Source organism: Salmonella sp. A29-2 (assembly GCF_020150755.1).
In the GTDB taxonomy this organism is placed as follows: domain Bacteria; phylum Pseudomonadota; class Gammaproteobacteria; order Enterobacterales; family Enterobacteriaceae; genus Salmonella; species Salmonella enterica.
Map to the genome: position 1 here is coordinate 2,120,751 of NZ_CP083731.1, position 24,606 is coordinate 2,145,356.

The 24,606-nt window shown below is 50.6% G+C and carries 22 protein-coding genes; 11 read left to right on the forward strand and 11 right to left on the reverse strand.

Going from position 1 to position 24,606, the window contains the following annotated elements:
* Positions 1-473 precede the first annotated feature (473 nt).
* Complete coding sequence (locus K8W53_RS10370) at positions 474-1,739, forward strand: DUF4427 domain-containing protein (RefSeq protein WP_023224937.1); 1,266 nt, start codon at positions 474-476, stop codon at positions 1,737-1,739.
* A gap of 490 nt (positions 1,740-2,229) precedes the next feature.
* Here K8W53_RS10370 and K8W53_RS10375 read toward each other — a convergent pair whose 3' ends face one another.
* The 3 genes from K8W53_RS10375 to pth form a co-directional block, all read right to left on the reverse strand.
* Entirely contained in the window at positions 2,230-2,997 is a 768-nt protein-coding gene (locus tag K8W53_RS10375) for a hypothetical protein (protein WP_001137288.1), read from the reverse strand.
* Between the two features lie 886 nt (positions 2,998-3,883).
* Positions 3,884-4,975: a redox-regulated ATPase YchF gene (gene ychF, locus K8W53_RS10380; protein WP_000505850.1), complete on the reverse strand. Its 1,092-nt coding sequence runs from the start codon at positions 4,973-4,975 to the stop codon at positions 3,884-3,886.
* A gap of 116 nt (positions 4,976-5,091) precedes the next feature.
* The gene (pth, locus tag K8W53_RS10385) at positions 5,092-5,676 is read right to left on the reverse strand and encodes an aminoacyl-tRNA hydrolase (RefSeq protein ID WP_000985595.1); all 585 of its coding nucleotides are present in this window, start codon (positions 5,674-5,676) and stop codon (positions 5,092-5,094) included.
* 275 nt (positions 5,677-5,951) lie between these two features.
* Between pth and ychH the strand changes: the two genes are divergently transcribed.
* Entirely contained in the window at positions 5,952-6,230 is a 279-nt protein-coding gene (ychH, locus tag K8W53_RS10390) for a stress-induced protein YchH (protein ID WP_000823879.1), read from the forward strand.
* A 44-nt stretch (positions 6,231-6,274) separates the two neighbouring features.
* Here the strand turns inward: ychH and dauA are convergent, their stop codons facing one another.
* The 4 genes from dauA to lolB all read right to left on the reverse strand — a co-directional run bounded on the left by dauA (position 6,275) and on the right by lolB (position 10,769).
* Entirely contained in the window at positions 6,275-7,960 is a 1,686-nt protein-coding gene (gene dauA / locus K8W53_RS10395; protein WP_001037188.1) for a C4-dicarboxylic acid transporter DauA, read from the reverse strand.
* 124 nt (positions 7,961-8,084) lie between these two features.
* Positions 8,085-9,032, reverse strand: coding sequence for a ribose-phosphate diphosphokinase (gene prs, locus K8W53_RS10400; RefSeq protein ID WP_001518537.1), 948 nt, complete (start codon positions 9,030-9,032; stop codon positions 8,085-8,087).
* A gap of 265 nt (positions 9,033-9,297) precedes the next feature.
* A complete protein-coding gene (gene ispE / locus K8W53_RS10405) occupies positions 9,298-10,149 on the reverse strand; it encodes a 4-(cytidine 5'-diphospho)-2-C-methyl-D-erythritol kinase (protein WP_000988244.1) in 852 nt (283 codons plus the stop codon).
* Positions 10,146-10,769 (reverse strand): lipoprotein insertase outer membrane protein LolB, encoded by a 624-nt coding sequence (lolB, locus tag K8W53_RS10410; RefSeq protein WP_000174484.1) that lies wholly within the window; start codon positions 10,767-10,769, stop codon positions 10,146-10,148. Before lolB ends, ispE begins: the two co-directional genes overlap by 4 nt.
* Before the next feature lie 313 nt (positions 10,770-11,082).
* Between lolB and hemA the strand changes: the two genes are divergently transcribed.
* The 6 genes from hemA to kdsA are packed head-to-tail and all read left to right on the forward strand — an operon-like array spanning position 11,083 to position 16,386.
* Positions 11,083-12,339: a glutamyl-tRNA reductase gene (gene hemA / locus K8W53_RS10415; protein ID WP_000173208.1), complete on the forward strand. Its 1,257-nt coding sequence runs from the start codon at positions 11,083-11,085 to the stop codon at positions 12,337-12,339.
* 40 nt (positions 12,340-12,379) lie between these two features.
* On the forward strand, positions 12,380-13,462 hold the full coding sequence (prfA, locus tag K8W53_RS10420) for a peptide chain release factor 1 (RefSeq protein ID WP_000804703.1): 1,083 nt from the start codon (positions 12,380-12,382) through the stop codon (positions 13,460-13,462).
* The gene (gene prmC / locus K8W53_RS10425) at positions 13,462-14,295 is read left to right on the forward strand and encodes a peptide chain release factor N(5)-glutamine methyltransferase (RefSeq protein WP_000347310.1); all 834 of its coding nucleotides are present in this window, start codon (positions 13,462-13,464) and stop codon (positions 14,293-14,295) included. The genes prfA and prmC overlap by 1 nt, the downstream gene beginning before the upstream one ends.
* The gene (gene sirB2 / locus K8W53_RS10430) at positions 14,292-14,681 is read left to right on the forward strand and encodes an invasion regulator SirB2 (RefSeq protein WP_000150666.1); all 390 of its coding nucleotides are present in this window, start codon (positions 14,292-14,294) and stop codon (positions 14,679-14,681) included. Before prmC ends, sirB2 begins: the two co-directional genes overlap by 4 nt.
* A gap of 3 nt (positions 14,682-14,684) precedes the next feature.
* Positions 14,685-15,494 carry an invasion regulator SirB1 gene (gene sirB1 / locus K8W53_RS10435; protein WP_001257065.1) on the forward strand — a complete coding sequence of 270 codons (810 nt, stop codon included), beginning with the start codon at positions 14,685-14,687 and terminating at the stop codon, positions 15,492-15,494.
* A 37-nt stretch (positions 15,495-15,531) separates the two neighbouring features.
* Positions 15,532-16,386 (forward strand): 3-deoxy-8-phosphooctulonate synthase, encoded by an 855-nt coding sequence (gene kdsA, locus K8W53_RS10440; RefSeq protein ID WP_000811046.1) that lies wholly within the window; start codon positions 15,532-15,534, stop codon positions 16,384-16,386.
* Positions 16,387-16,439: 53 nt separating this feature from the next.
* Here the strand turns inward: kdsA and chaA are convergent, their stop codons facing one another.
* Complete coding sequence (gene chaA, locus K8W53_RS10445; protein ID WP_000148418.1) at positions 16,440-17,540, reverse strand: sodium-potassium/proton antiporter ChaA; 1,101 nt, start codon at positions 17,538-17,540, stop codon at positions 16,440-16,442.
* 266 nt (positions 17,541-17,806) lie between these two features.
* Between chaA and chaB the strand changes: the two genes are divergently transcribed.
* Positions 17,807-18,037 (forward strand): putative cation transport regulator ChaB, encoded by a 231-nt coding sequence (gene chaB, locus K8W53_RS10450; protein ID WP_001146392.1) that lies wholly within the window; start codon positions 17,807-17,809, stop codon positions 18,035-18,037.
* Between the two features lie 79 nt (positions 18,038-18,116).
* Here chaB and K8W53_RS10455 read toward each other — a convergent pair whose 3' ends face one another.
* Positions 18,117-18,470 carry a DsrE/DsrF/TusD sulfur relay family protein gene (locus tag K8W53_RS10455; protein WP_001179794.1) on the reverse strand — a complete coding sequence of 118 codons (354 nt, stop codon included), beginning with the start codon at positions 18,468-18,470 and terminating at the stop codon, positions 18,117-18,119.
* A gap of 176 nt (positions 18,471-18,646) precedes the next feature.
* On the opposite strand from K8W53_RS10455, the gene K8W53_RS10460 reads away from it, so the two are divergent.
* Complete coding sequence (locus tag K8W53_RS10460; protein ID WP_052939399.1) at positions 18,647-20,071, forward strand: YchO/YchP family invasin; 1,425 nt, start codon at positions 18,647-18,649, stop codon at positions 20,069-20,071.
* Here the strand turns inward: K8W53_RS10460 and narL are convergent, their stop codons facing one another.
* Complete coding sequence (gene narL / locus K8W53_RS10465; protein WP_001064598.1) at positions 20,072-20,722, reverse strand: two-component system response regulator NarL; 651 nt, start codon at positions 20,720-20,722, stop codon at positions 20,072-20,074. It abuts the gene before it with no gap.
* Entirely contained in the window at positions 20,715-22,511 is a 1,797-nt protein-coding gene (narX, locus tag K8W53_RS10470; protein ID WP_000476244.1) for a nitrate/nitrite two-component system sensor histidine kinase NarX, read from the reverse strand. Before narX ends, narL begins: the two co-directional genes overlap by 8 nt.
* A 340-nt stretch (positions 22,512-22,851) precedes the next feature.
* On the opposite strand from narX, the gene narK reads away from it, so the two are divergent.
* Positions 22,852-24,249 carry a nitrate transporter NarK gene (gene narK / locus K8W53_RS10475; protein ID WP_000019848.1) on the forward strand — a complete coding sequence of 466 codons (1,398 nt, stop codon included), beginning with the start codon at positions 22,852-22,854 and terminating at the stop codon, positions 24,247-24,249.
* The last annotated feature ends 357 nt before the right edge of the window (positions 24,250-24,606 follow it).

Here is a 24,606-nt window from a genome sequence, read left to right on the forward strand (position 1 = left end):
TTTGCACCACGCTCCGCCAGGGGCATAAGGCGCTTTTGCGGGTCCGTTGACGTTCCGCCAGCAAGGCAAATCATTGTGTTACGCGCGAGCGCGGAAACGAGCCCGATTCACTTTGCACCGGCGTATATCGCCAGAAATAATGTGAAAAAAGCGTATCGGATTAACGATAAGAAACAATGTGAAGTGTGTGGGTATAGCTTATAGCGGTATATTTATACCCATTATCGGTTTTTCGGCGAAAGGGCCGTGGCGGGGAAGGACGGTTGAGCTTGTTCCAGGATGAGGTTTCAGCGAGCAACCTCGGGTAGATTTAGCCTGGTCTCGCCATTTCAGGGATACGTAAGTTGATGCAAAAGGAGGGAGGATTTGATGTCATCGTTAAAAGAAGCATACTTCGTGATGATTTTTATATAAAATAATAGTGCTGGTTTTAAAGGAATGCAAAAAAGAGACCGTTTGAAAGAGGGCGTCCCATGAAAAATAACATCAGATTTGACTTGTCCAATTATTTGATTCATTTTTTTCGGGACGTTAATTTAGAGACCGGTAGCCATATTTATTTGCCTGAACACTGTGGTTTTAATAATCAGCACCACGCCTGTTTCATTGATGCTAAATATTTACTTCGATTATCTTTACGCAGTCATAAAATTTTCTCGTCCTGGTCATACCGAAATGGGCAACGAACCGTATATGGTGACTCCCCGGTGGTATGCTTTACAGATATGCCGATTGCGGCTTATTTAGAAACTGGTGTTCGCCGATTAGAACGAAAAGAAAAAATCGGTTTATATGCAATCGTTTTACCTAAAGAGCAAATGTTTAATTATGGGGCAAGGCCAGTCATATATGGGTTGGATGAGCATAACAATGCTCGATGCTCGCAAGGCAGAAACGGGGAACGTATTCTTGATGAAACTGCTCTTCCTTTGATTGAACAATATAGATATGTTACTTATGTTCCAGGTAAGATTGACTGGACACATGAACGCGAATGGCGATGGCCATATCGTGGCGATATTAAAAATTTTCTTAATCATATTAAAGAGTATGGTATTCCGGAAAACATTGAAAGTACCCCAGGGTTTGATTTTAGATCAAGCGAAATAAGTGGTGCGGGAATAATAGTCCCATTTGCAGAAGATATCTCTACCGTAGCTCACGATATTTTAACTTTAATTGACCGGGGTGTCATTGGAAGAAATACTTTCAAATTCATTATAGCTGTAGAGAGTTTACAATCATGGACCCAGCTCTCGGAACCGGGTGCGTTACTGTCCTGTATTAATGACAATACTTTCGAATTTGAATCTTTTTTTGATTTATCTGCATCTAAAGTAAAAAATTATGCTGACTCTATCAATGATTATGTAAGTGAATTATACTCAAAAAAAGATTTTCTAAATGATAGTTATGCAATGGAATTTGGAAATGCCTGGGTCTGGATTCATGATAACCAATCCCAGGTGGTACGGGCGTTACTGCAGGCTGGAATGATCAACGTTAATAAAGAAGGGCGGTACTTATTAGATGTTAATTTGGCTTCTGTTGATTGGCCATTAAGAAGAAAAGAAGCTTTCGCAAGTCATGTTGCGGGATGGCTCAAACATCGTTTTGATATCGAAGCGGGAAGGTATTCCGTTTGGGGAAAAGATGATTATGATGCGATCCCAAGTTATGAGACGCCGCTAAAGGACCAGCACCCTTTTTATAATCATACAGTGAATGTCGACTGGTAATTAAGAAAAGAACTTACCCTGTTAGATCTGCGTTAATTTAACGAATTGATTTTTATAGATGAATGAAAGACATTAGAGTCTATTATAAAATAGACTGTAATTAAAATTGCACATCTGTCTGTTTTTGATATGTGTATTCCAACAACAGAGTCAGGCAGCTTGTGGACGAATTAAAATTCTGCGGCTCGCTACGAAAGTTGCTACAGCCCTTAAAAACTATAGGCGCTGTCGAATCGCTATGGACAGCCTTTGAGAAACGCAAAGTATTTCTGACGGAGGCAAGATTATTTATCCGGCGATCAAGGATGCGTCAAAAAATGGAGTGTGTTGCTCTGGAGTGCTGGTGAAGAACCGTTTTATTATCGGAGTTTGGTGACCGTCTGAACGATCACCTTCAAGAAAGCAGGCAGTTAAAGAGAATTACTAGTAACCTCTGATAACAGGCACTTTTCATACTCTTCTATGCATCATAAAATGCTGTCTGAACTTGTTAAGCTCTTTCCATAGCATTTGTAAAATAACTATTTTCAAGATATTGATACCAGTGCTCGAAAGATTCATCTTCACCTTTTGGTGCATAGCAATTACCATTCTTATAGAGTTGACCACCAATTAGATAGTGAGATACTCTTAATGTCAATATACCATTTTTAATAGAAAGACTATTTAGTTTTGATTTTTTGTTTCCTTCATCTATAAAATAAAAATAAACGTGGTGATTTGTTTTTGAAAGCTCAAGGAGTTTCTGAAAGGTATCCCTTTCTGGGTAGTGAGTACGAATTACTTCAATGATAATGTTTGGATAGGCTGAGCGGGGGAAAAATTTGTTTCTATCCCTTCCTCCAATATCGGGTTGAATATAAGAATCCTCATGAAATGCAATACGTGCGTCCTTTTCTTTATACCACCCAAAATCACTATCTTTCAGCGGACTAAAAATTACTTGCTCTTCATATGTTCGATCCTCTGCAAAAACATATGTAGAGAACTTAACAGCTTCAATATTTTTATCATTTAACTCATCATATAAATAATTTACGCAATTATCGTGAGTTGGATTATCTTCGGCTCTACCTAACCTTTTGCCGAAAGATGGATTTCCTACTCTTCTGAAATGGGGAGTAATCTCATTTCTTACAGGGACAACAATACAGTCATCTTCATTAAGAAGAGGTTCCTCCTTCATTCTTGGATATAAAGTATGGTCAAAGATATCGCATTCCGAATAGTCTCGGCCTGAGATTAGTCCTCTTGGCATATGTGCTCCTTAAGCTTAGATGTTTAAACCTTGTAATAAAATTTAGCTGAAAAATTAAATGTTCTTTTATGATATATTATAATGAACATATGCAGTTTACCACAGGATATTACTGTAGCTTGATAATAATCAATATAATTATCGTTAATCCGCACTCAGTGGTGATTAGATTGCTTGAATTAATCTATTCTCAGCTTGAATAAAATTGATGAATAATATCAATCTGGATAGTTATAAATGATATCTTTAAAGTACTTTATGGTTTCGCAACGCTGTGATAGCTATTATGGTTGGTTGTTAAATTCGTGACCAAATTTTAATATTTACCAATGCTGATATGCAAAAATCGAATGAAGTTTCCCTTTCAACGGACAGTAAATTCTTCGGGGACCTAAAGAATGCAGGGGCGGACACCGTTTTGAAGCCTGTTAGAAGGCGCTTTTAGAAATCTACCGATACTGAAGTTCCTAATATTTATAATATGGGTGATAATGGTGGTAAAAATTCACCTTATAGATATTCCATTGATAGAAAATATCGTATCATTTTGGTGTAAATATACAATTCGTGAACATTGTTCCCTAAATTATGTAGTCGTTGGTGGCGAGTCTATCTGTTCTGGAACCAGTCATTCAGACAATTCACTGCCATTTTGAAAACGTTAACTGTAGTGAGCTTCTGGATGCTCAGCTAATTTGAGTGGGCGGACTTATCATGTGTGAAAATAGCTGCTTATTGTATTCACCGGAATGCTCAGTTTTAGTCGCGTTTCTACGCTCTCATCTGAGATACTATAAAAGATAAAATCCACGCAATGGCGTGGATTTTATAGGGTTTTACCGCTGTCATGAGGTTCAATGAAACCTCATGAGACAACAAATGTTATTTAGACGTTGAACAGGAAGTTCATTATATCGCCATCTTTAACGATGTAATCTTTGCCTTCCGCTCGCATCTTACCGGCTTCTTTCGCGCCTTGTTCACCTTTATAGGTAATAAAGTCGTCAAAGGCGATAGTTTGGGCGCGGATAAAGCCTTTTTCGAAGTCGGTATGGATTTTACCTGCTGCCTGCGGCGCGGTTGCGCCAACCGGAATGGTCCATGCGCGAACTTCTTTCACCCCGGCGGTAAAGTAGGTCTGGAGGTTCAGCAGGCGATAACCCGCGCGAATAACGCGGTTCAGCCCCGGCTCTTCCAGACCCAGTTCAGCCATAAATTCGTCGCGCTCGTCATCATCCAGCTCAGCAATATCAGCTTCGACGGCGGCACACACCGGAACCACGACCGAACCTTCTTTGGCGGCGATTTCGCGAACCTGGTCCAGATACGGGTTATTTTCAAAACCGTCTTCATTGACGTTAGCGATATACATTGTCGGCTTCAGCGTCAGGAAGCTTAAATAACGGATAGCCGCTTTATCTTCGTCCGTCAGGTCCAGCGAACGCAGCATCCCCGCTTCGGCCAGGTGCGGCAGGCATTTTTCCAGCGCGGCCAGTTCCGCTTTAGCGTCTTTATCGCCGCCTTTGGCTTTCTTCTGTACGCGATGGATCGCGCGCTCGCAGGTATCGAGGTCAGCCAGCGCCAGCTCGGTATTGATAACATCAATATCTTCTGCCGGATTTACTTTACCCGCCACGTGGATGATATTGTCGTTCTCAAAGCAGCGAACCACGTGACCGATAGCTTCAGTTTCACGGATATTGGTCAGGAACTGGTTACCCAATCCTTCGCCTTTGGACGCGCCTTTTACCAGACCGGCGATATCCACGAACTCCATCGTGGTTGGTAGAATGCGTTGCGGTTTAACAATCTCAGCCAACTGGTCCAGACGCGGATCGGGCATCGGCACGACACCGGTATTCGGTTCGATAGTGCAGAACGGAAAGTTTGCCGCTTCAATACCGGCTTTTGTCAGCGCGTTGAACAGGGTGGATTTCCCGACGTTGGGCAGACCGACGATACCGCATTTGAATCCCATGATTTAACTCACCTTAATATCTTAATAATCAATCTGTTATAGAAAACAGATTGCAGAAATGGAAATAACTTCGCCTATTATACACGGCGTGCGGCAAAAATGCCGCACATCACTGGTTATTGCGCCTTAAAGGTATGCAAACGGCTTGTTGCTTTGGCCAGACCCTCTTTGAACCACAATTCCGTACAGCGTGCCGCTTCGTCAATGGCCTCATCAATTAATTTTTGTTCAGAAACAGGGGGTTTACCCAGCACGAAACCAACAACTTTATTTTTATCGCCTGGATGGCCAATTCCAACGCGTAAGCGGTGAAAGTTGGGATTATTGCCCAGCTTGCTGATAATGTCTTTCAGACCATTGTGGCCGCCGTGGCCGCCGCCAAGTTTAAATTTCGCCACGCCCGGAGGGAGATCCAGCTCGTCGTGAGCGACCAGAATTTCGTCCGGCTGAATACGGTAAAAACTGGCCATTGCGCCAACTGCTTTACCACTGAGGTTCATGAACGTGGTGGGTACCAGCAGGCGAACATCTTCCCCTTCCAGCGTGATGCGTGAGGTATAGCCAAAGAATTTAGGCTCTTCACGCAACGGCGCGCGCAGGCGCTCCGCCAGTAAATCGACGTACCATGCGCCTGCATTGTGTCGCGTCGCGGCATATTCCGCACCGGGATTCGCCAGACCAACAATCAATTTAATTGCCACGTTTTTTGTCCTGAGTAGATCCATAACTGGCGCGTAGTTTACTGTCTGTCTGCCCGCTTGACAAAACACAGCGACACTCTGAAGTAAATTAAATAATTGCCAGCATTGATTATTAAAAATGTAAACTGTTCAGTGTGTTATTTGTAAAGTTTTGTTAAATGAAACTTTACATTTGTGATCGCAACCGCACTTACAAACGGAAGTGTTGTCTATACTTTACACATAAAGTTTAGGGGGATTTCCTAAAAACAACCCAAAAGTTCCGGAGGTGACATATGAAACGCAAAAACGCTTCGTTATTCGGTAACGTGCTGATGGGGTTGGGGCTGGTCGTGATGGTTGTCGGCGTGGGTTACTCTATTTTAAACCAACTGCCGCAGTTTAATTTGCCGCAATTTTTTGCGCATGGCGCAATACTGAGTATTTTTGTCGGGGCAGTTCTTTGGCTGGCAGGGGCTCGTGTAGGGGGGCATGAGCAGGTGAGCGACAAATATTGGTGGGTACGTCACTATGACAAACGTTGCCGCCGTAGCGACAATCGTCGTCATAGCTAACCGGTTCAGGCCCGGTAAGCGTTATCGCCACCGGGCATTGTCCATTAACTGAGTAAATCCGCTAACGCCTCCGTCCTGTTCGGGAAGAAGGTCAGACGCCCAGGAATAGGTTTGATACCGGCACGCGCCATTGTGCGCAGCGGTTGGAACTCCAGATTACTGATACGCAATTCGCAACCCTCCGGCAGACGCTTCACAAAACGCTGAAAAGCATCAAGCCCGCCTGCATCCAGCACTGGTACTGCGTCCCATTTCAGAACGACGATACGTTTGCCCTTAATACGTGACTCAAGGTCGGTAAACAGCCCTTCCGCCGCGGCGAAAAAGAGCGGACCGATCACACGCAGCACCAGCACATCTTCAGGTACATCGACATTGACCGGCGCAAGTCGAGTCATACGCGCAATACGGCGCATAAACAGCAGGGAAGCAAGGACAATCCCCACGCTGATGGCGATGACCATATCAAACAGAACCGTTAATGACATGCACAGCAGCATAACGATAATGTCGTCTTTCGGCGCATGGCGTAACAGATCCACCACTTTATGGGCTTCACTCATATTCCATGCCACCATCAGCAGTAGCGCCGCCATCGCGGAAAGCGGCAGCCAGGAGAGTAGCGGGGCTAAGACCAGTAGCGCCAGAATAACCAGGATAGCGTGAATTACCGCTGAGACGGGAGAGGTCGCGCCAGCGCGGACGTTGGCGGCAGAGCGGGCAATCGCGGCGGTGGCGGTGATGCCGCCAAAGAACGGCGCGACCATATTCCCCAGCCCCTGGCCGATAAGTTCGCTGTTAGCTTTATGTTTGGTGCCGGTCATGCCGTCCAGCACGACGGCGCAGAGCAATGATTCGATTGCCCCCAGCATTGCCATCGAGAAGGCCGCTGGCAGCAGCGCGCGCAGTGAATCCCAGCTTAGCGTGAAATCGGAGCCAGGAAGACTCCACGGCAGCATCAGTTGCGGCAGGAGCTGCGGGATGCCGTTGCCCTGAGTGCCGTCAGCCAGAACATAATGGAACTGTGAGCCGATAGTCGCCACATTGCCGCCCAGCAGATTAACGATCCCCATCACGGCGCAACCGGCCAGCAGCGCGGGAAGATGTCCTGGCAGACGAATACCGAGACGCGGCCAGAAAATCAACGTTCCCAGCGTTACCACGCCAATGGCGGCATCGCCAATATTGACGGTGGGCAACGCCATAAACAGCGCGCCGACTTTCTGCAAATAGTGCTCTGGCACATGGGCCATCTGCAGACCAAGAAAATCTTTAATCTGCATGGTACCGATGGTAATACCAATCCCTGAGGTAAAACCCAACGTGACCGACACCGGGATATATTCAATCAATCGCCCCAGTCTCGCCAGGCCGAAAAGGATCAGGAAGAAGCCCGACATCAGCGTGGCGACCAGTAGGCCCGCCAGACCAAACTGTTGCGATACCGGATACAAAATCACCACAAACGCGGCGGTAGGGCCGGAAACGCTAAAGCGCGAGCCGCCGGTTAGCGCGATCACGATCCCGGCGACAGCGGAGGTATAGAGGCCATACTGCGGCGCAACGCCACTGCCAATTGCCAGCGCCATCGCCAGCGGGATAGCAATAATCCCGACGGTGATCCCGGCTATCACATCACGGGTGAACCGGGAGGCGGTATATTTTTCTTTCCAGCAAGCATCGATGAGAGCGCGGAAAGGCATCACATGTGAGGAAAATAATTTGTTCACAATAATGTTTCATCCATGAGCGCATCATCTGTCAACTAAATGGCAGGTGAAGGAGGCATAAGTCATACAAAAGGGTGTTACAGACAAAAAAACCCGCCGCAGCGGGTTTCAGATCCGGGTTCGATCAATGCTCGAACATGGCGGAAATCGATTCTTCGTTGCTGATACGGCGAATCGCTTCGGCCAGCATACCTGACAGGGTCAAAGTACGCACGTTCGGCAGCGCTTTGATTTCGTCGGTCAGCGGAATGGTGTCGCAGACAACGACTTCATCAATGACGGAGTTGCGCAGGTTGTTTGCCGCATTGCCTGAGAAGATCGGGTGCGTCGCGTAGGCAAACACGCGTTTAGCGCCACGTTCTTTCAATGCTTCTGCTGCTTTGCACAGAGTACCGCCGGTATCGATCATATCATCAACCAGCACGCAGTCACGGCCAGCGACGTCGCCGATGATGTGCATCACCTGAGAAACGTTCGCGCGCGGACGACGTTTATCAATGATAGCCATATCGGTATCGTTCAGAAGCTTAGCGATAGCGCGGGCACGAACCACGCCGCCAATATCCGGAGAAACCACGATCGGGTTATCCAGATTCAGTTGCAGCATATCTTCGAGCAGGATTGGGCTACCGAACACGTTATCAACCGGAACGTCAAAGAAGCCCTGGATCTGTTCAGCATGCAGATCTACGGTGAGAACGCGGTCAACGCCGACGCTGGACAGGAAGTCAGCGACAACTTTTGCGGTAATCGGCACACGGGCGGAACGTACGCGACGGTCCTGACGTGCATAGCCAAAGTAGGGGATAACGGCGGTGATACGACCTGCGGAAGCACGACGCAGGGCATCAACCATAACGACCAATTCCATCAGGTTGTCGTTGGTTGGGGCACAAGTGGACTGGATGATGAAAATATCACCACCGCGTACATTTTCGTTGATTTGTACGCTGACTTCGCCGTCGCTAAAGCGACCTACGGCGGCGTCGCCGAGAGAAGTGTACAGGCGGTTGGCAATACGTTGTGCTAGTTCCGGGGTGGCGTTACCAGCAAAAAGCTTCATATCAGGCACGAGAAGAACCTCAGGCATGCGTCCATTGGTGGAAAAGATTTGCCGAAAACTGTGCGGGCCAGGCAAAATCCTATCCAGGCGGTGTATTAAAGAGCGCGATGCAACGTCTGGAACAAGGTGACGTTGTCACCGAAGCTCAGCTTGCCCGGCTTACTCGTCTTCATTCACGTTTCATGTGCGCTGGTATCGATGCCTCACACCGGTCAAATACGGCATATATGACCGGCGACTCGTCATTTCGCCATCTTCCTGAAACCCGAATGCGTTAGAGTAACTCTCGATGCAATGGGGAGAGGTTGACACCCTTCGCCACAAAAGCATTGAGCCATTCCGGGGCTTGCTCAAGCACCTGGCGAGCACAAGACTCTGTATCGAATTCAGCAAAGACACAGGCCCCTGTCCCAGTCAGGCGCGACGGCGCGTATTCTAACAGCCAGGAAAGCGCCGCATCAACCTCGCGAAAACGTTTTCTTGCGATAACCTCGCAATCATTGCTGAATTCACATTTTAGTAACGTATCTATTGACCTTTTTGGCGTATTACGCGGCAATTGAGGATCTTTAAAGATAACCGGTGTCGGAATGCTTACGCCAGGGTGCGCGACCAGATACCATTTTTCCGGCGGATTCACCGGCGTTAATATTTCGCCTACGCCTTCGGCAAACGCGGCGTGGCCACGAACAAAGACCGGGACGTCGGCGCCGAGCGTTAGGCCGATCGTCGCCAGTTCATCAATGGAAAGCCCGCATTGCCAAAGATGATTGAGCGCCACCAGAACGGTCGCGGCGTTAGACGAGCCGCCGCCCAGACCGCCGCCCATGGGAAGGCGCTTCTCAATGCTGATATCCGCGCCGCTTCCGGCGGGCAGGCGCCCACTCTCCGAGGCGGCTTTCATCAACAGCCGCGCGGCGCGGACGATCAGATTGTCTTCATTTTCAACGCCGTTAACCGGCGTTAATAAATGGATTTCGCCATCGTGACGCGGTTCGATGTGGAGTGTGTCGCCATAATCCAGAAACTGAAACAGCGTCTGCAGCGTGTGGTAGCCGTCTGCACGCTGTCCGGTGATATATAAAAACAGGTTTAATTTTGCCGGAGAAGGCCAATGGGTCATCATTTCACAATCCAGTTATCCATTTTCAGCTTAATGCGCTGACTGCCGTCTGAAAGCTCCATATTGGCAGGCATGGCAGGCTGCGTTTTGCTGTCATAGCCACCGTAAACCACTTTCCAGTTTTTACCATCCTGGCGGTAGTTCACTTCGCTCAGGCGGTACTGGTCGTCCAGTTTGTAGTCGGTGGCATCGCCAGGCAGACCGAGGATCCACTGCCGCAGGCTGTTTAACGGAATCGGCATCCCGGTGAGTTTGCCGATCATCTCTTCGGCGTCATCGGCGGTATAACGCTGGCCTTTGTTATCCACCAACTGGACGTTGCCCGGCTGGGCGTTAAGCTCCAGCTCGGTGCTGCCCAGCGGGTTGGTAAGCAGCAGGCGGTAGCGATCCTGTCCGGTCTGTTGCCAGAAGAAGCGCGCATAGACTTTCTGATCATCTGAGATGTAAGCAAAGGCGCCGCGCGTCTGGTATTGATTCAGATGACGCACCTCTTGCTGATGCTGGCGCCACTGAGGGGAATCCGGGCTCTTGCCCGGGCCTTTATGCCCAGGAAGCGTACAGGCGGTGAGAACCAGGCTTGCTAACGGCAGTAGACGAATCAGGCGAAAATCGGGCAGGGTCATAGTGATGACGAATCCTTGTGATACGGTGCAATAATTGCCTGATGGCGTTACGCTTATCAGGCCTGAAAACTGAACCTGCAGGCTGTAAAAACGTTCGCGCCGCGATTCGGCAAATTTTTGCTATCGGTTACAGTTATAGCCTTTAATGCTAGCGCCGCCTGGTGACATCGTCTACTTTCAAGTTGTCTTAAATCATCAAATTAGCGAGCGCTGCCAATTACTCCAAAAGGGGGCTCTCTCTTTTATTGACCACGCGCATCCTGTATGATGCAAGCAGACTAACCATATCAACGCTGGTACTACTCCCGCAGACATGACCCTTTTAGCGCTCGGTATTAACCATAAAACGGCACCTGTATCGCTGCGAGAACGCGTAACGTTTTCGCCGGACACGCTTGATCAGGCGCTGGACAGCCTGCTTGCGCAGCCAATGGTGCAGGGCGGGGTCGTGCTGTCAACCTGTAACCGTACAGAACTGTATTTGAGCGTGGAAGAGCAGGATAACCTGCAGGAAGCGCTGATCCGCTGGTTATGCGATTACCATAACCTGAACGAGGACGATCTGCGCAACAGTCTGTACTGGCATCAGGACAATGACGCCGTCAGCCACCTGATGCGCGTCGCCAGCGGTCTGGATTCACTGGTGCTGGGCGAACCGCAAATCCTCGGTCAGGTGAAAAAAGCGTTTGCGGATTCGCAAAAAGGCCACCTTAACGCCAGCGCGCTGGAGCGAATGTTTCAGAAGTCGTTTTCCGTCGCCAAGCGAGTGCGGACTGAAACCGATATCGGCGCCAGCGCCGTCTCCGTCGCGTTTGCCGCCTGTACGCTCGCCCGCCAAATCTTCGAATCGCTCTCGACGGTCACTGTACTGTTAGTTGGCGCGGGCGAAACTATTGAACTGGTGGCGCGTCACCTGCGCGAGCATAAAGTACAAAAGATGATTATCGCCAACCGAACCCGCGAGCGCGCGCAAGCCCTGGCGGATGAAGTAGGCGCTGAGGTTATCTCGCTCAGCGATATCGACGCCCGTTTGCAGGATGCCGATATTATCATCAGTTCGACCGCCAGCCCGCTGCCGATTATCGGTAAAGGCATGGTGGAGCGCGCATTAAAAAGCCGTCGCAACCAGCCGATGCTGCTGGTGGATATCGCCGTACCGCGCGACGTTGAGCCGGAAGTCGGCAAACTGGCGAACGCTTATCTTTATAGCGTCGATGATTTACAGAGCATCATTTCGCATAATCTGGCGCAGCGTCAGGCTGCGGCAGTAGAAGCGGAAACGATTGTTGAGCAGGAAGCCAGCGAGTTTATGGCCTGGCTACGCGCCCAGGGGGCCAGCGAGACCATTCGGGAATACCGTAGTCAGTCGGAGCAGATTCGTGACGAACTGACTACCAAAGCGCTGTCGGCCCTTCAACAGGGCGGTGATGCGCAAGCCATATTGCAGGATCTGGCATGGAAACTGACCAACCGCCTGATTCATGCGCCAACGAAATCACTTCAACAGGCTGCCCGTGACGGGGATGACGAACGCCTGAATATTCTGCGCGACAGCCTCGGGCTGGAGTAGCAGCACACACCACACTTTTTTACAGGGTGAATTTACGCCTATGAAGCCTTCTATCGTTGCCAAACTGGAAGCCCTGCACGAACGCCATGAGGAAGTTCAGGCGTTGCTGGGCGATGCGGGAATTATCGCCGACCAGGACCGCTTTCGCGCATTGTCGCGCGAATATGCGCAATTAAGCGACGTTTCTCGCTGTTTTACGGACTGGCAACAGGTTCAGGACGATATCGAGACGGCTCAGATGATGCTCGACGATCCTGAAATGCGAGAAATGGCGCAGGAAGAACTGCGCGAAGCGAAAGAAAAAAGCGAACAACTGGAGCAACAGTTACAGGTACTGCTGCTGCCGAAAGATCCGGACGATGAACGAAACGCGTTCCTTGAGGTTCGCGCCGGTACCGGCGGCGACGAAGCCGCGCTGTTTGCCGGCGATCTGTTCCGCATGTACAGCCGTTATGCCGAAGCGCGCCGCTGGCGCGTGGAGATCATGAGCATGAGCGAAGGCGAGCATGGCGGTTATAAAGAGATCATCGCCAAAATCAGCGGCGACGGCGTGTATGGCCGACTGAAATTTGAGTCCGGCGGACACCGCGTACAGCGTGTTCCGGCGACCGAGTCGCAGGGGCGTATCCATACCTCCGCCTGTACCGTCGCCGTGATGCCGGAGCTGCCGGAAGCCGAGCTGCCGGATATTAACCCGGCGGATCTGCGCATTGATACGTTTCGTTCTTCCGGCGCGGGCGGTCAGCACGTTAACACCACCGACTCCGCTATCCGTATTACCCACTTGCCGACCGGCATCGTGGTGGAATGCCAGGACGAGCGTTCGCAGCATAAAAACAAAGCGAAAGCGCTCTCGGTGCTCGGGGCGCGCATTCACGCCGCCGAAACGGCAAAACGCCAGCAGGCCGAGGCGTCAACGCGACGCAATCTGCTTGGCAGCGGCGATCGCAGCGATCGTAACCGGACCTATAATTTCCCGCAGGGGCGCGTGACCGATCATCGTATTAATCTGACGTTATATCGCCTTGATGAAACGATGGAAGGTAAGCTGGATATGCTGATTGAGCCGATTGTTCAGGAACACCAGGCTGACCTGTTAGCCGCGTTGTCCGAGCAGGAATAATGGATTTTCAGCACTGGCTGCATGAGGCGGTAAACCAGCTCCGGGACAGCGACAGCCCCCGGCGCGACGCCGAGATCCTGCTTGAGTACGTTACGGGCAAGGGGCGGACGTATATCATGGCCTTTGGCGAAACGCCGCTTACCGACGTCCAGCAACAACAGCTCGCGGATCTGCTGCAGCGGCGTAAACAGGGCGAACCTATTGCGTACCTGACGGGCTTACGCGAATTTTGGTCGCTGCCGCTCTTCGTTTCACCCGCCACGCTAATCCCGCGCCCGGATACCGAATGTCTGGTTGAACAGGCGTTGGCGCGATTGCCGGTAAAAACCTGTCGTATTCTGGATTTAGGCACCGGAACCGGCGCGATTGCGCTGGCGCTGGCCTGCGAGCGACCGGATTGCGAGGTGACTGCGGTCGATCGTATGCCTGATGCGGTTGCGCTGGCGATACGCAACGCGGAACATTTGGCCATCCGGAATGTGCGTATACTGCAAAGTTGTTGGTTCAGCGCGCTATCGGGGCAGCAGTTCGACATGATTGTCAGCAATCCACCCTACATTGATGCGCAGGACCCGCACCTTAGCGAAGGCGATGTACGCTTTGAACCGCGCTCGGCGTTGGTGGCGGACGAAAACGGTATGGCGGATCTTACGCATATTATCGATAACGCCCGCCAGATGTTAACGCCCGGCGGCTTCCTGCTGCTGGAACACGGTTGGCAGCAGGGCGAAGCGGTAAGAGCGGTTTTCAGGCGGTCTGGTTACTCGGATGTAGAAACGTGTCGTGATTATGGCGGTAATGAACGCGTGACCTGCGGACGTTTTACGCCATGACAATTGCAATGTTGCTCACGCTCCATCTTATCTGTGTTGCGCTCTCCGTCAGTTTGTTTGTCGCTCGTTACTGGTGGCGCTATTGCGGCCATGCGTTGGCCGCCGCGCGCTGGACACGAATCGTGCCTCCCGTCATAGATACCCTGTTACTGCTTAGCGGTATTGGGTTAATCGTTAAAACGCACATCCTGCCATTCACGGAATCGGGCGCATGGCTGACTGAAAAACTGTTTGGCGTTATCATCTACATCGTTTTGGGTTTTATTGCGCTTGATTATCGTCAGGCGCGCAGCCAGCAGGCGCGTTTTATCGCTTTCCCGCTGGCGCTGGTGGTGCTGTACATCATCATTAAACTCGCCACCACAAAAATACCGTTACTGGGGTAAGTCATGAGGTCGTTAGCTGATTTCGAATTTAACAATGCGCCGCTGTGTGATGGCATGATCCTGGCATCAGAGATGATTCGCCTGGATTTTCCCACGCAGTTTGTCTACGACGAACTGGAACGTCTGGTCAGTCTGGCGCAGGAAGAAATTAGCCAGCTCCTGTCTCAGGATGAGCAACTGGAAAAATTGCTGGCACTTTTTTACGGCGAGTGGGGGTTCACGGATTCCCGCGGCGTCTACCGTCTTTCTGATGCTTTATGGCTCGATAAAGTCCTGAAAAAACGCCAGGGGAGCGCGGTATCGTTGGGCGCTATTTTATTATGGATAGCAAACCGTCTTGATTTGCCGTTGGTGCCCGTTATCTTCCCAACGCAGCTGATTTTGCGTATTGAATCGCTGGAAGGGGAAATGTGGCTGATTAACCCGTTCAACGGTGAAACGCTTGATGAACATACTCTGGAAGTCTGGTTAAAAGGCAATATTAGTCCGGTCGCCGAGTTGTTTAACGAAGATTTGGACGAGGCGGATAACGCCGAAGTGATTCGTAAACTACTGGATACGCTGAAATCCTCGCTGATGGAGGAACGGCAAATGGAGCTGGCGCTGCGCGTTAGCGAAGCATTGTTGCAATTTAACCCGGAAGATCCTTACGAAATCCGTGACCGCGGGTTGATCTACGCGCAGCTTGAGTGTGAACACGTTGCGCTGACTGATTTAAGCTACTTCGTTGAACAGTGTCCGGAAGACCCGATCAGCGAAATGATTCGTGCGCAGATCAACACCATTGCGCACAAGCAAATTGTTCTACATTAATTAACCGACATTTTACCTATAAGTGTAAGGCGATCCTATGAAACAAAAAGTGGTTAACATTGGCGACATTAAGGTGGCAAATGACCTGCCGTTTGTGCTGTTTGGCGGTATGAACGTGCTGGAGTCACGCGATCTGGCAATGCGCATTTGTGAGCACTACGTAACCGTTACCCAGAAGCTGGGTATTCCTTACGTGTTCAAGGCCTCTTTTGATAAAGCCAACCGTTCCTCTATTCACTCTTACCGTGGGCCGGGTCTGGAAGAAGGGATGAAAATCTTCCAGGAACTCAAACAGACATTTGGCGTAAAAGTGATCACTGACGTCCATGAAGCCAGCCAGGCGCAGCCTGTTGCTGATGTGGTTGACGTGATTCAGCTCCCGGCGTTTCTGGCGCGCCAGACCGACCTGGTGGAAGCGATGGCGAAAACCGGCGCTGTGATTAACGTGAAAAAGCCGCAGTTCGTAAGCCCGGGTCAGATGGGCAATATCGTGGATAAGTTCCATGAGGGCGGTAACGATAAGGTGATTCTGTGCGATCGCGGCGCGAACTTCGGCTATGACAACCTGGTGGTGGATATGCTGGGCTTTAGCGTGATGAAAAAGGTCTCCGGCAACTCGCCGGTGATTTTCGACGTTACCCATGCGCTGCAATGCCGCGACCCATTTGGCGCCGCCTCTGGCGGTCGTCGTGGTCAGGTGACCGAGCTGGCGCGCGCCGGTATGGCTGTCGGTCTGGCGGGCCTGTTCCTGGAGTCGCATCCGGACCCGGCTAACGCGAAGTGCGACGGTCCTTCCGCGCTGCCGCTGGCGAAACTGGAGCAGTTCCTGACCCAGATAAAAGCGATTGATGATTTGGTGAAAAGCTTCGACGAGCTGGATACCGAGAACTGATTGTGGTTTTTAGCTTGTGTAGGCCGGATAAGATACTATCCGGCTTTTTTATATCAGGCAAAAATCGTCATCAGATAGGCGGCAAATAAAGCCAGATGCGCCGCGCCGTTTAGCACGTTGGTGCGTCCGGTAGAGAACGAAATATGGCACAGCACTAACGAGGCCACCATCACTACCATTTCCGGCGCGCCTAAACCAAACACCAGATCATTACCTGTCGCCCAGGCGATGAGCGTGACGACCGGCACGGTTAATGAAATCGTCGCCAACACCGATCCGAAGAACAGATTCATTGCCCGCTGAACCTGATTATTCAGTACCGCCTTCAGCGCGCCCAGTCCTTCCGGCGAGAGAATTAACAACGCGACCAGGAAACCGGTAAAGGCGACCGGGGCGTTCATGCTGGTCAGCAACGCCTCCAGCGGGCTGGCATTCATTTTGGTAACGGCAATGACCGCAATTAAATGAATGAGTAACCAGACCGTATGCCAGCCGCTACTGTGCGCGGAGGGTTTACCGTGGTGTGGATTGTCATCATCGCCTTCATCTTCATGTTCATAGATAAATAAGCTCTGGTGCGTTTTGGTTTGAATCAACAAAAATACGCCGTACATCGCGGCGGAAATTAACGCGACCAATAATGCCTGACCGGTAGAGAAATTGGCTTGCGGCAATGCCATTGGAAAAACCAGCACAATAATCGCCAGCGGAAACAGCGCGATAAGATACTGCTTAATCCCGAATAAATTCATATATTGCGTTGCGAATTTACGCCCGCCCAACAACAACGAGAAACCGACCAGTCCCCCGGTGACAATCATAATAATAGAGTAGAGCGTATCGCGCATAAGCGTTGGCGCAGCATCGCCGGTAGCCATCAGCGCTGAAATTAAACTCACCTCAAGAATAACGACGGACAGGCTTAAAATAAGCGATCCATAGGGTTCGCCGAGTCGATGCGCTAATACATCGGCATGACGGACCACGCTAAATGCGCTGCTTAAAATACCAATAAGTGCAAGGATATTGATGCCAATAACCACTGGTAGTGACTGGCTGCTTCCCCAAAGGAACAGCACTACCAGCGCAAGAACCGGGAAAATAAGCGAAGTCTCCTTATGGCGGGTTTTCACCGCCTCACAGGCATGTGTCATGAGGGTCTCCCTTGTGCAGGTGTTAATATTTTGGAAAGAGTAAAGAAGGTAAAAATAGCAGAAATTTGTATTTTTTTAGTGGTTTTTTACGTAGTTTTACGGCGTAGACGATTTTTTTCTTTCAAGGTCAGTAAAACAAGCATCTTGTTTTAACAGTGTTTAAATAACAAAAAGTTAATTTCCGTAAAAAGCAAAAATCCTCCTCGACTGGCGTAATAACGCATTGTTTACCACACTTAATGTTTTCCCTGAAGACGGAGGCGCTGATGCCGTATAAAGCCAAAAGTGATTTACCCGATAATGTGCGGAATGTTCTTCCAGCCCATGCCCAGGACATTTACAAAGAAGCGTTTAATAGCGCCTGGGAGCAATATAAAGATAAAGCCGATCGTCGTGATGACGCCAGCCGCGAGGAAACCGCACATAAAGTCGCCTGGGCGGCGGTTAAAAACGATTATGAAAAAGGCGAGGATGATAAATGGCATAAGAAAAAATAAACGCGGTATTACTCGCGTGTTGGCCTGATTTTCTTGCCGGAAGTCTATCCTGACGCGGGAGCTTTTCCCGCGTACAGATTCAAAATGTCAGCACTTTGTCCGCCGCCAGCGTCCATTGCGCCAGCTCGACCAGCGTTCCGATTTCCACACCGTCAATCAGCGGCAGGGGAGTGATACCACGTCCGTCCGCACAGGTTTTGCATAATTTTACCGGTACGTTTTGCGCGGTTAGAATTTCCAGCATTTGCTGAATATTGTAGCCTTCGGCTGGTTTTTGACCGCGTAACCCTGCGGTTACGGCATCTGACATCAAAAACAGGCGTAAATCGAGATGGCTTTCCTGCTCGCGCAGCGCAATGGCCAGACGCAGGCTATTAAATAATGATTCGCTGCCGTAGGCGGCGCCGTTAGCGATAATGACGATATTTTGCATGAATAACCCTTCTCCTCGAGAAATTTTGTCGGCAATGGCGTTATGTTACCTCGGGAACCGGGTGCCGCCAAATGCGTGGATAAAATCCCGGGACGCTCTGCGGAAAAAATAAGGATATTCCTGGAAGCACGAGAAAAGGCTGCAAAACCTGTCCGGACACGTTATGGTTTACTCTGATGCCATTCCTCTTATCTTTTGTTGTAGAAGTTGCCGACACGTTGAGCCGTATTGTTTTTCGTTCATTCTCACTCTCGCTTCTCCTGCTGGCTGCCAGCGGTACGATCCGTGCGCAGGCGCAAGATCCTTTCACGCAAAACCGTCTGCCGGATTTAGGCATGATGCCGGAATCCCACGAAGGGGAAAAGCATTTTGCCGAGATGGCCAAAGCGTTTGGCGAAGCCAGCATGAAAAATAACGATCTGGATACCGGTGAACAGGCGCGGCAATTCGCTTTCGGGCAGGTACGCGATGTGGTCAGCGAGCAGGTTAACCAGCAGCTTGAAAGCTGGCTATCAGCCTGGGGCAGCGCCAGCGTTGATATTAACGTCGATAACGAAGGTCATTTTAACGGCAGTCGCGGAAGCTGGTTTATCCCTTTACAGGATAAACAGCGCTATCTGACCTGGAGCCAGCTTGGTCTTACGCAACAGACTGACGGACTGGTAAGCAACGTTGGCATAGGACAGCGCTGGGCGCAGGATGGCTGGCTTCTTGGCTATAATACCTTTTACGATAATCTGCTGGATGAAAATTTGCAGCGCGCCGGCTTTGGCGCGGAGGCGTGGGGAGAATATTTGCGTTTATCCGCCAACTATTATCAGCCTTTTGCCGACTGGCAGACGCATACGGCGACCTTAGAACAGCGAATGGCGCGCGGGTATGATATCAACGCGCAAATGCGGCTGCCGTTTTACCAGCATATCAATACCAGCGTTAGTCTGGAGCAGTACTTTGGCGATAGCGTGGATCTGTTTGACTCCGGAACGGGGTATCACAATCCTGTCGCGTTAAAACTGGGTCTTAACTATACGCCAGTACCTTTGCTTACCATGACCGCCCAGCACAAACAGGGCGAGAGCGGGGTCAGTCAGAATAACCTGGGGCTGACGCTTAACTACCGCTTCGGCGTGCCGCTCAAAAAGCAGCTTGCCGCCAGTGAAGTGGCGCAAAGCCAGTCATTACGCGGTAGCCGCTATGATACGCCGCAACGTAACTCGCTGCCGACAATGGAGTATCGGCAGCGTAAAACGTTAACGGTTTTTCTGGCGACGCCGCCCTGGGATCTTACGCCTGGTGAGACGGTTGCGTTAAAATTGCAGGTGCGCAGCGTGCACGGTATTCGTCATTTGAGCTGGCAGGGCGATACACAGGCATTAAGTTTGACGGCAGGAACGAACACCCGCAGTACCGAGGGCTGGACAATCATTATGCCGGCCTGGGAGCACCGCGAAGGCGCGGCAAATCGCTGGCGTTTATCGGTGGTGGTTGAAGATGAAAAAGGTCAGCGTGTCTCTTCCAATGAGATCACGCTCGCGCTGACTGAACCGTTTATCACGATGCCGGACGATAATCCGCATTGGCAACCGTTCCAGGAGCAATAATTAAAAGATGCGTTCCTGATGCACCCAGACGGCGGCCTCCACGCGCGATTTCAGCTTCATTTTCTTGAGCATATGTTTCACGTGCACTTTGACCGTACTTTCGGTGATATCCAGACGCCGGGCAATCATCTTATTTGGCAATCCCTGCGCGATGAGCTTCAGAATATCGCGCTCACGCGGGGTGAGTTGCGTTACATCGCGATCGGTGGTAGCGCGGTTGGCCCGCAGGCTGGCCGCCAGTACCGGCGTTAACGCTTCACTTAATACCATTTCGCCGGCGGCGGCCTGTTGTAACGCTTTGAGCAAGTCCTCCGGCTCCATGTCTTTCAACAGATAACCGTCCGCGCCGCGCTTTAGCGCCGTGACGACATCTTCTTCATGGTTGGATACGCTGAAAACGACAATACGTCCTGACAGCGCTTTTTCGCGTAATTTATCCAGCGTTTCGAGACCATTCATTCCCGGCATATTCAAATCAAGGAGGATCAGATCGGGATCGAGCGATTCCGCCAGGTCAATACCCTGCTCACCGTTGCTGGCTTCTCCGACCACGCTGATATCGGGCGCCATACTCACAAGCTGCTTTACACCCGTGCGTAGCATCGGATGGTCGTCAATTAACAGGATAGTTGCCGGTTCCTGATTATTCATGGGTATCTCCCTGGGTTTCTGTGAAGTTTGTTTCTGGAATAAAAGTAACAGTGACCTCTGTTCCGCCAGTCTCGCGTCGGCGTACCTGGCAATCGCCGCGCAAACTTTGCGCCCGATCGCGCATGATGATCATGCCGTAGTGATTACTGCGTTCGGCGTTTTCCGGGACGCCGCAGCCATTATCCTGCACTTTTAGTTTGACCTGTTTGCCACATTGCGTCACTGTCACCACCACATCGTCGGCATGAGAGTGTTTAAGGGCGTTGCTGAGGGCTTCCCTGGCAATTTGCAACAGGTGTATCGCCTGGTGTGAAGGCACCAGGCGGGGGGGAAGCTGATAATCCAGTTTTACCGTAAAGCCAAACCGGGCGCTGAACTCCTGGCAGCTTGCTTCCAGCGCCGGACGTAGCCCGGGTTCCGTCAACTGTAAGCGGAAAGTGGTTAACAGTTCGCGCAGTTGCGCCCAGGAGCAGTTTAGCTCATTGCGAATTTGGCTGAGTAACTCACGGCTGCTTTCCGGTAACACGTCGCCCTGCATTTGCAGGCAGCTCACCTGCATCTTCATACAAGAGAGCGACTGGGCAATAGAATCATGCAGTTCGCGGGCAATGGTGGCACGCTCTTCCATGACAATCAACTGCTGCTGGCGCTCCTGATGCCTGTCGAGCGCCAGAGTCGCGGTAAGCTGTTCAACCAGCGTGTCCACCAACTGTTGCTGATCGTGGCTGAGATGGCGTCCATAGGGCAGCGTCGCCAGCAAAATACCGTATTGGGTGTGAGAGTCGGTGAGCCGCCATTTTAAGGTGGTACCGCCGTTAATCATCGGCAGGGCGCTACGTGGGCAAAGGTGGCAGCCTTTATCATCGCAACTGATGTCCGACTGACAAGTAAATTCCTGGTGATTATCTTCATCTTCTAGGTCATAGACTCGCAGCTCAATATCATGCAACTGGGTTAAATTTTGCAGGCCATTCAGTACCGGTGAAAGACGCTCACATAGCGGAGCCTGTGAATGCAGTCGGCGGTTGGCTTGCCACAAAAACGAGAGAATCTGGTTTTTATGTTCCAGACCGGCTGTTTTTTCCTGTACGCGCTGTTCCAGTACCGCATAACTTTCGGCCAGCTCTTCAGACATATTATTGAGCGCAGAACCCAACGCGGCCATCTCATTGCGTCCACTGATATTGGCACGTTGGGTAAAGTCGCGCTGACTGACGGCGCGCGCCATTGATAATAACTGTTTCCAGGGCTGCAAAAGGCGAACACGTAGCCAGATAATCGTAAATACCAGCAATAGCGCCATAAAGATCGCCATTACCCGGTGAACTAATACCACGCGTTCGATACGCAATTCAGTAGTATGGTCGAACGACGTCACCAGGCGATCCAGGCCCGCCACAAAGCGTGTGACATCTTCTGCGACCGCGTGCGCGTTTTGCGCGTGCTGTAGTCCTGGCGAGAGTTCGTTATGCCAGTAATCCTGCAACGCTTTAAGCTGCTTCTGCTGCCCGTCTCGCTCAGCGGCGCGGGTCAGTTCAGGGCTGAATGCCGTTTGCTCCATCTCATCCAGCAGCTTTTGATCTTTAGCATCCAGCGGGACAGCGGCCAGTAGTCGATAGCTTTGCATACGCAATGAGCCCGCTTTATTAATCGCATGAGCGCTACCCTGTACGCCCTGAACCAGCCAGCCGGAAACCGCCATCCCCGCCACGCCGATAGCGGTAGAGAGCATGACAATCAGCGCCAGTTGGTTAACCAGCGTAAGAGGAGAGAAACACCGTTTAAACATGTTACCTTCTTTCTTCGGGGTAATGTCGCCGAAAAAACGTAGCAAAAAAGAGGGGCGTCAATCGGCTGTGCCGCTATTCTCAACGATACAGCGGAGTATACCCATACCTATAACGAGTTACCCCTTAATTGCCGCCGTAGAGAGGTATCTGCGACGGGAAGGAGTAGACAGACACAGCATGGTGAAAAACCACAGCTTTTTTACCAAAATAGCCTACTCATTAAGGATAATAACGCTTTTTAGTCGCCGGTGATGACGACTTTTCCTTTGATTTATATCAACTTACCTTCGGCAGTAAACCCTAATGTGGCAGACATCAAATCAAGAATCAGAGGTGTCTATGAGTCACTCATCCGCCCCGGAAAGGGCAACTGGCGCTGTTATCACGGAATGGCGTCCGGAAGATCCGGCATTCTGGCAGCAGCGCGGCCATCGTGTCGCCAGTCGTAATTTGTGGATTTCTGTGCCGTGTTTACTGCTGGCGTTTTGCGTCTGGATGCTATTCAGCGCAGTGGCGGTGAACCTGCCGAAAGTGGGATTTAATTTTACGACCGATCAGCTCTTTATGTTGACTGCGCTGCCATCTGTTTCCGGCGCGCTGCTACGGGTGCCTTACTCCTTTATGGTGCCGCTATTTGGCGGACGTCGCTGGACAGCGTTCAGTACCGGTATCCTCATCGTGCCTTGCGTATGGTTAGGCTTTGCCGTTCAGGATACCAGTACGCCATTTAGCACTTTCATTATTATTTCCTTGCTGTGTGGTTTTGCTGGCGCGAACTTTGCCTCCAGTATGGCGAACATCAGCTTTTTCTTTCCTAAACAAAAGCAGGGCGGCGCGCTGGGTCTGAACGGCGGTCTGGGCAATATGGGCGTGAGCGTGATGCAGCTGGTTGCGCCGCTGGTGGTTTCGCTCTCTATCTTTGCCGCCTTTGGCAGCCACGGTGTAGAGCAGCCGGACGGTTCTCAGCTCTATCTGGCGAACGCGGCCTGGATTTGGGTGCCTTTCCTGGCCATTTTTACGCTGGCGGCGTGGTTCGGCATGAACGAACTGGCGACGTCTAAGGCCTCGCTAAAAGAGCAACTGCCGGTGCTCAAACGTGGTCATCTGTGGATCATGAGTCTGCTGTATCTGGCGACCTTCGGATCGTTTATCGGTTTCTCCGCGGGGTTCGCTATGCTGTCTAAAACGCAATTCCCGGATGTGCAGATCCTGCATTATGCGTTTTTCGGTCCGTTTATCGGCGCGCTGGCACGTTCGGCAGGCGGCGCAATTTCTGACCGTCTGGGGGGGACTCGCGTCACGCTTATCAACTTTGTCCTGATGGCGATTTTCAGCGGTCTGCTGTTCCTGACATTACCTACTGGCGGCGTTGGCGGTAGCTTTATCGCGTTCTACGGGGTATTTCTGGCGCTGTTCCTGACGGCTGGGCTGGGGAGTGGTTCTACCTTCCAGATGATCTCCGTTATCTTCCGTAAACTGACGATGGACCGGGTTAAAGCGGAAGGCGGGTCGGACGAAAGAGCCATGCGTGAAGCGGCGACCGATACGGCGGCGGCGCTGGGCTTTATTTCCGCGATTGGCGCGATTGGCGGCTTTTTTATTCCGAAAGCGTTTGGTTCATCTTTAGCATTAACCGGTTCTCCAGTCGGCGCGATGAAGGTCTTTCTTATTTTCTATATCGCCTGCGTCGTTATTACCTGGGCGGTATATGGACGTCATTCTAAAAATAAAAAGTAACTTTTGATTATCCTTTGCGCGGCGTTAGACCGCGCTTTTTTTTACCCGTATTTAGTTACAACATACTTATAGTCAAGAAGAGAGGCGCGACAGGGCTGACCACGCACATTTTTATCGGTCATCCAGGGGGATACCCCTTAATACCCACTTGTTGAAAATTTAACATTCACGTCGTGCGTAAATTTAATTTTATGTAATTAAATCAGTAACATATATAAATAAAACTCCTCCTCCAAAAGGAGTATGCAGGAGGTTTGCGCGCCATTTGCATCCCTGTCCGCCTTGATCGTTATCAATTCTCACGCCCATTCAGCGCGTTACCTTCGCCCTTAGTTAAGCAATGTCGATTTATCAGAG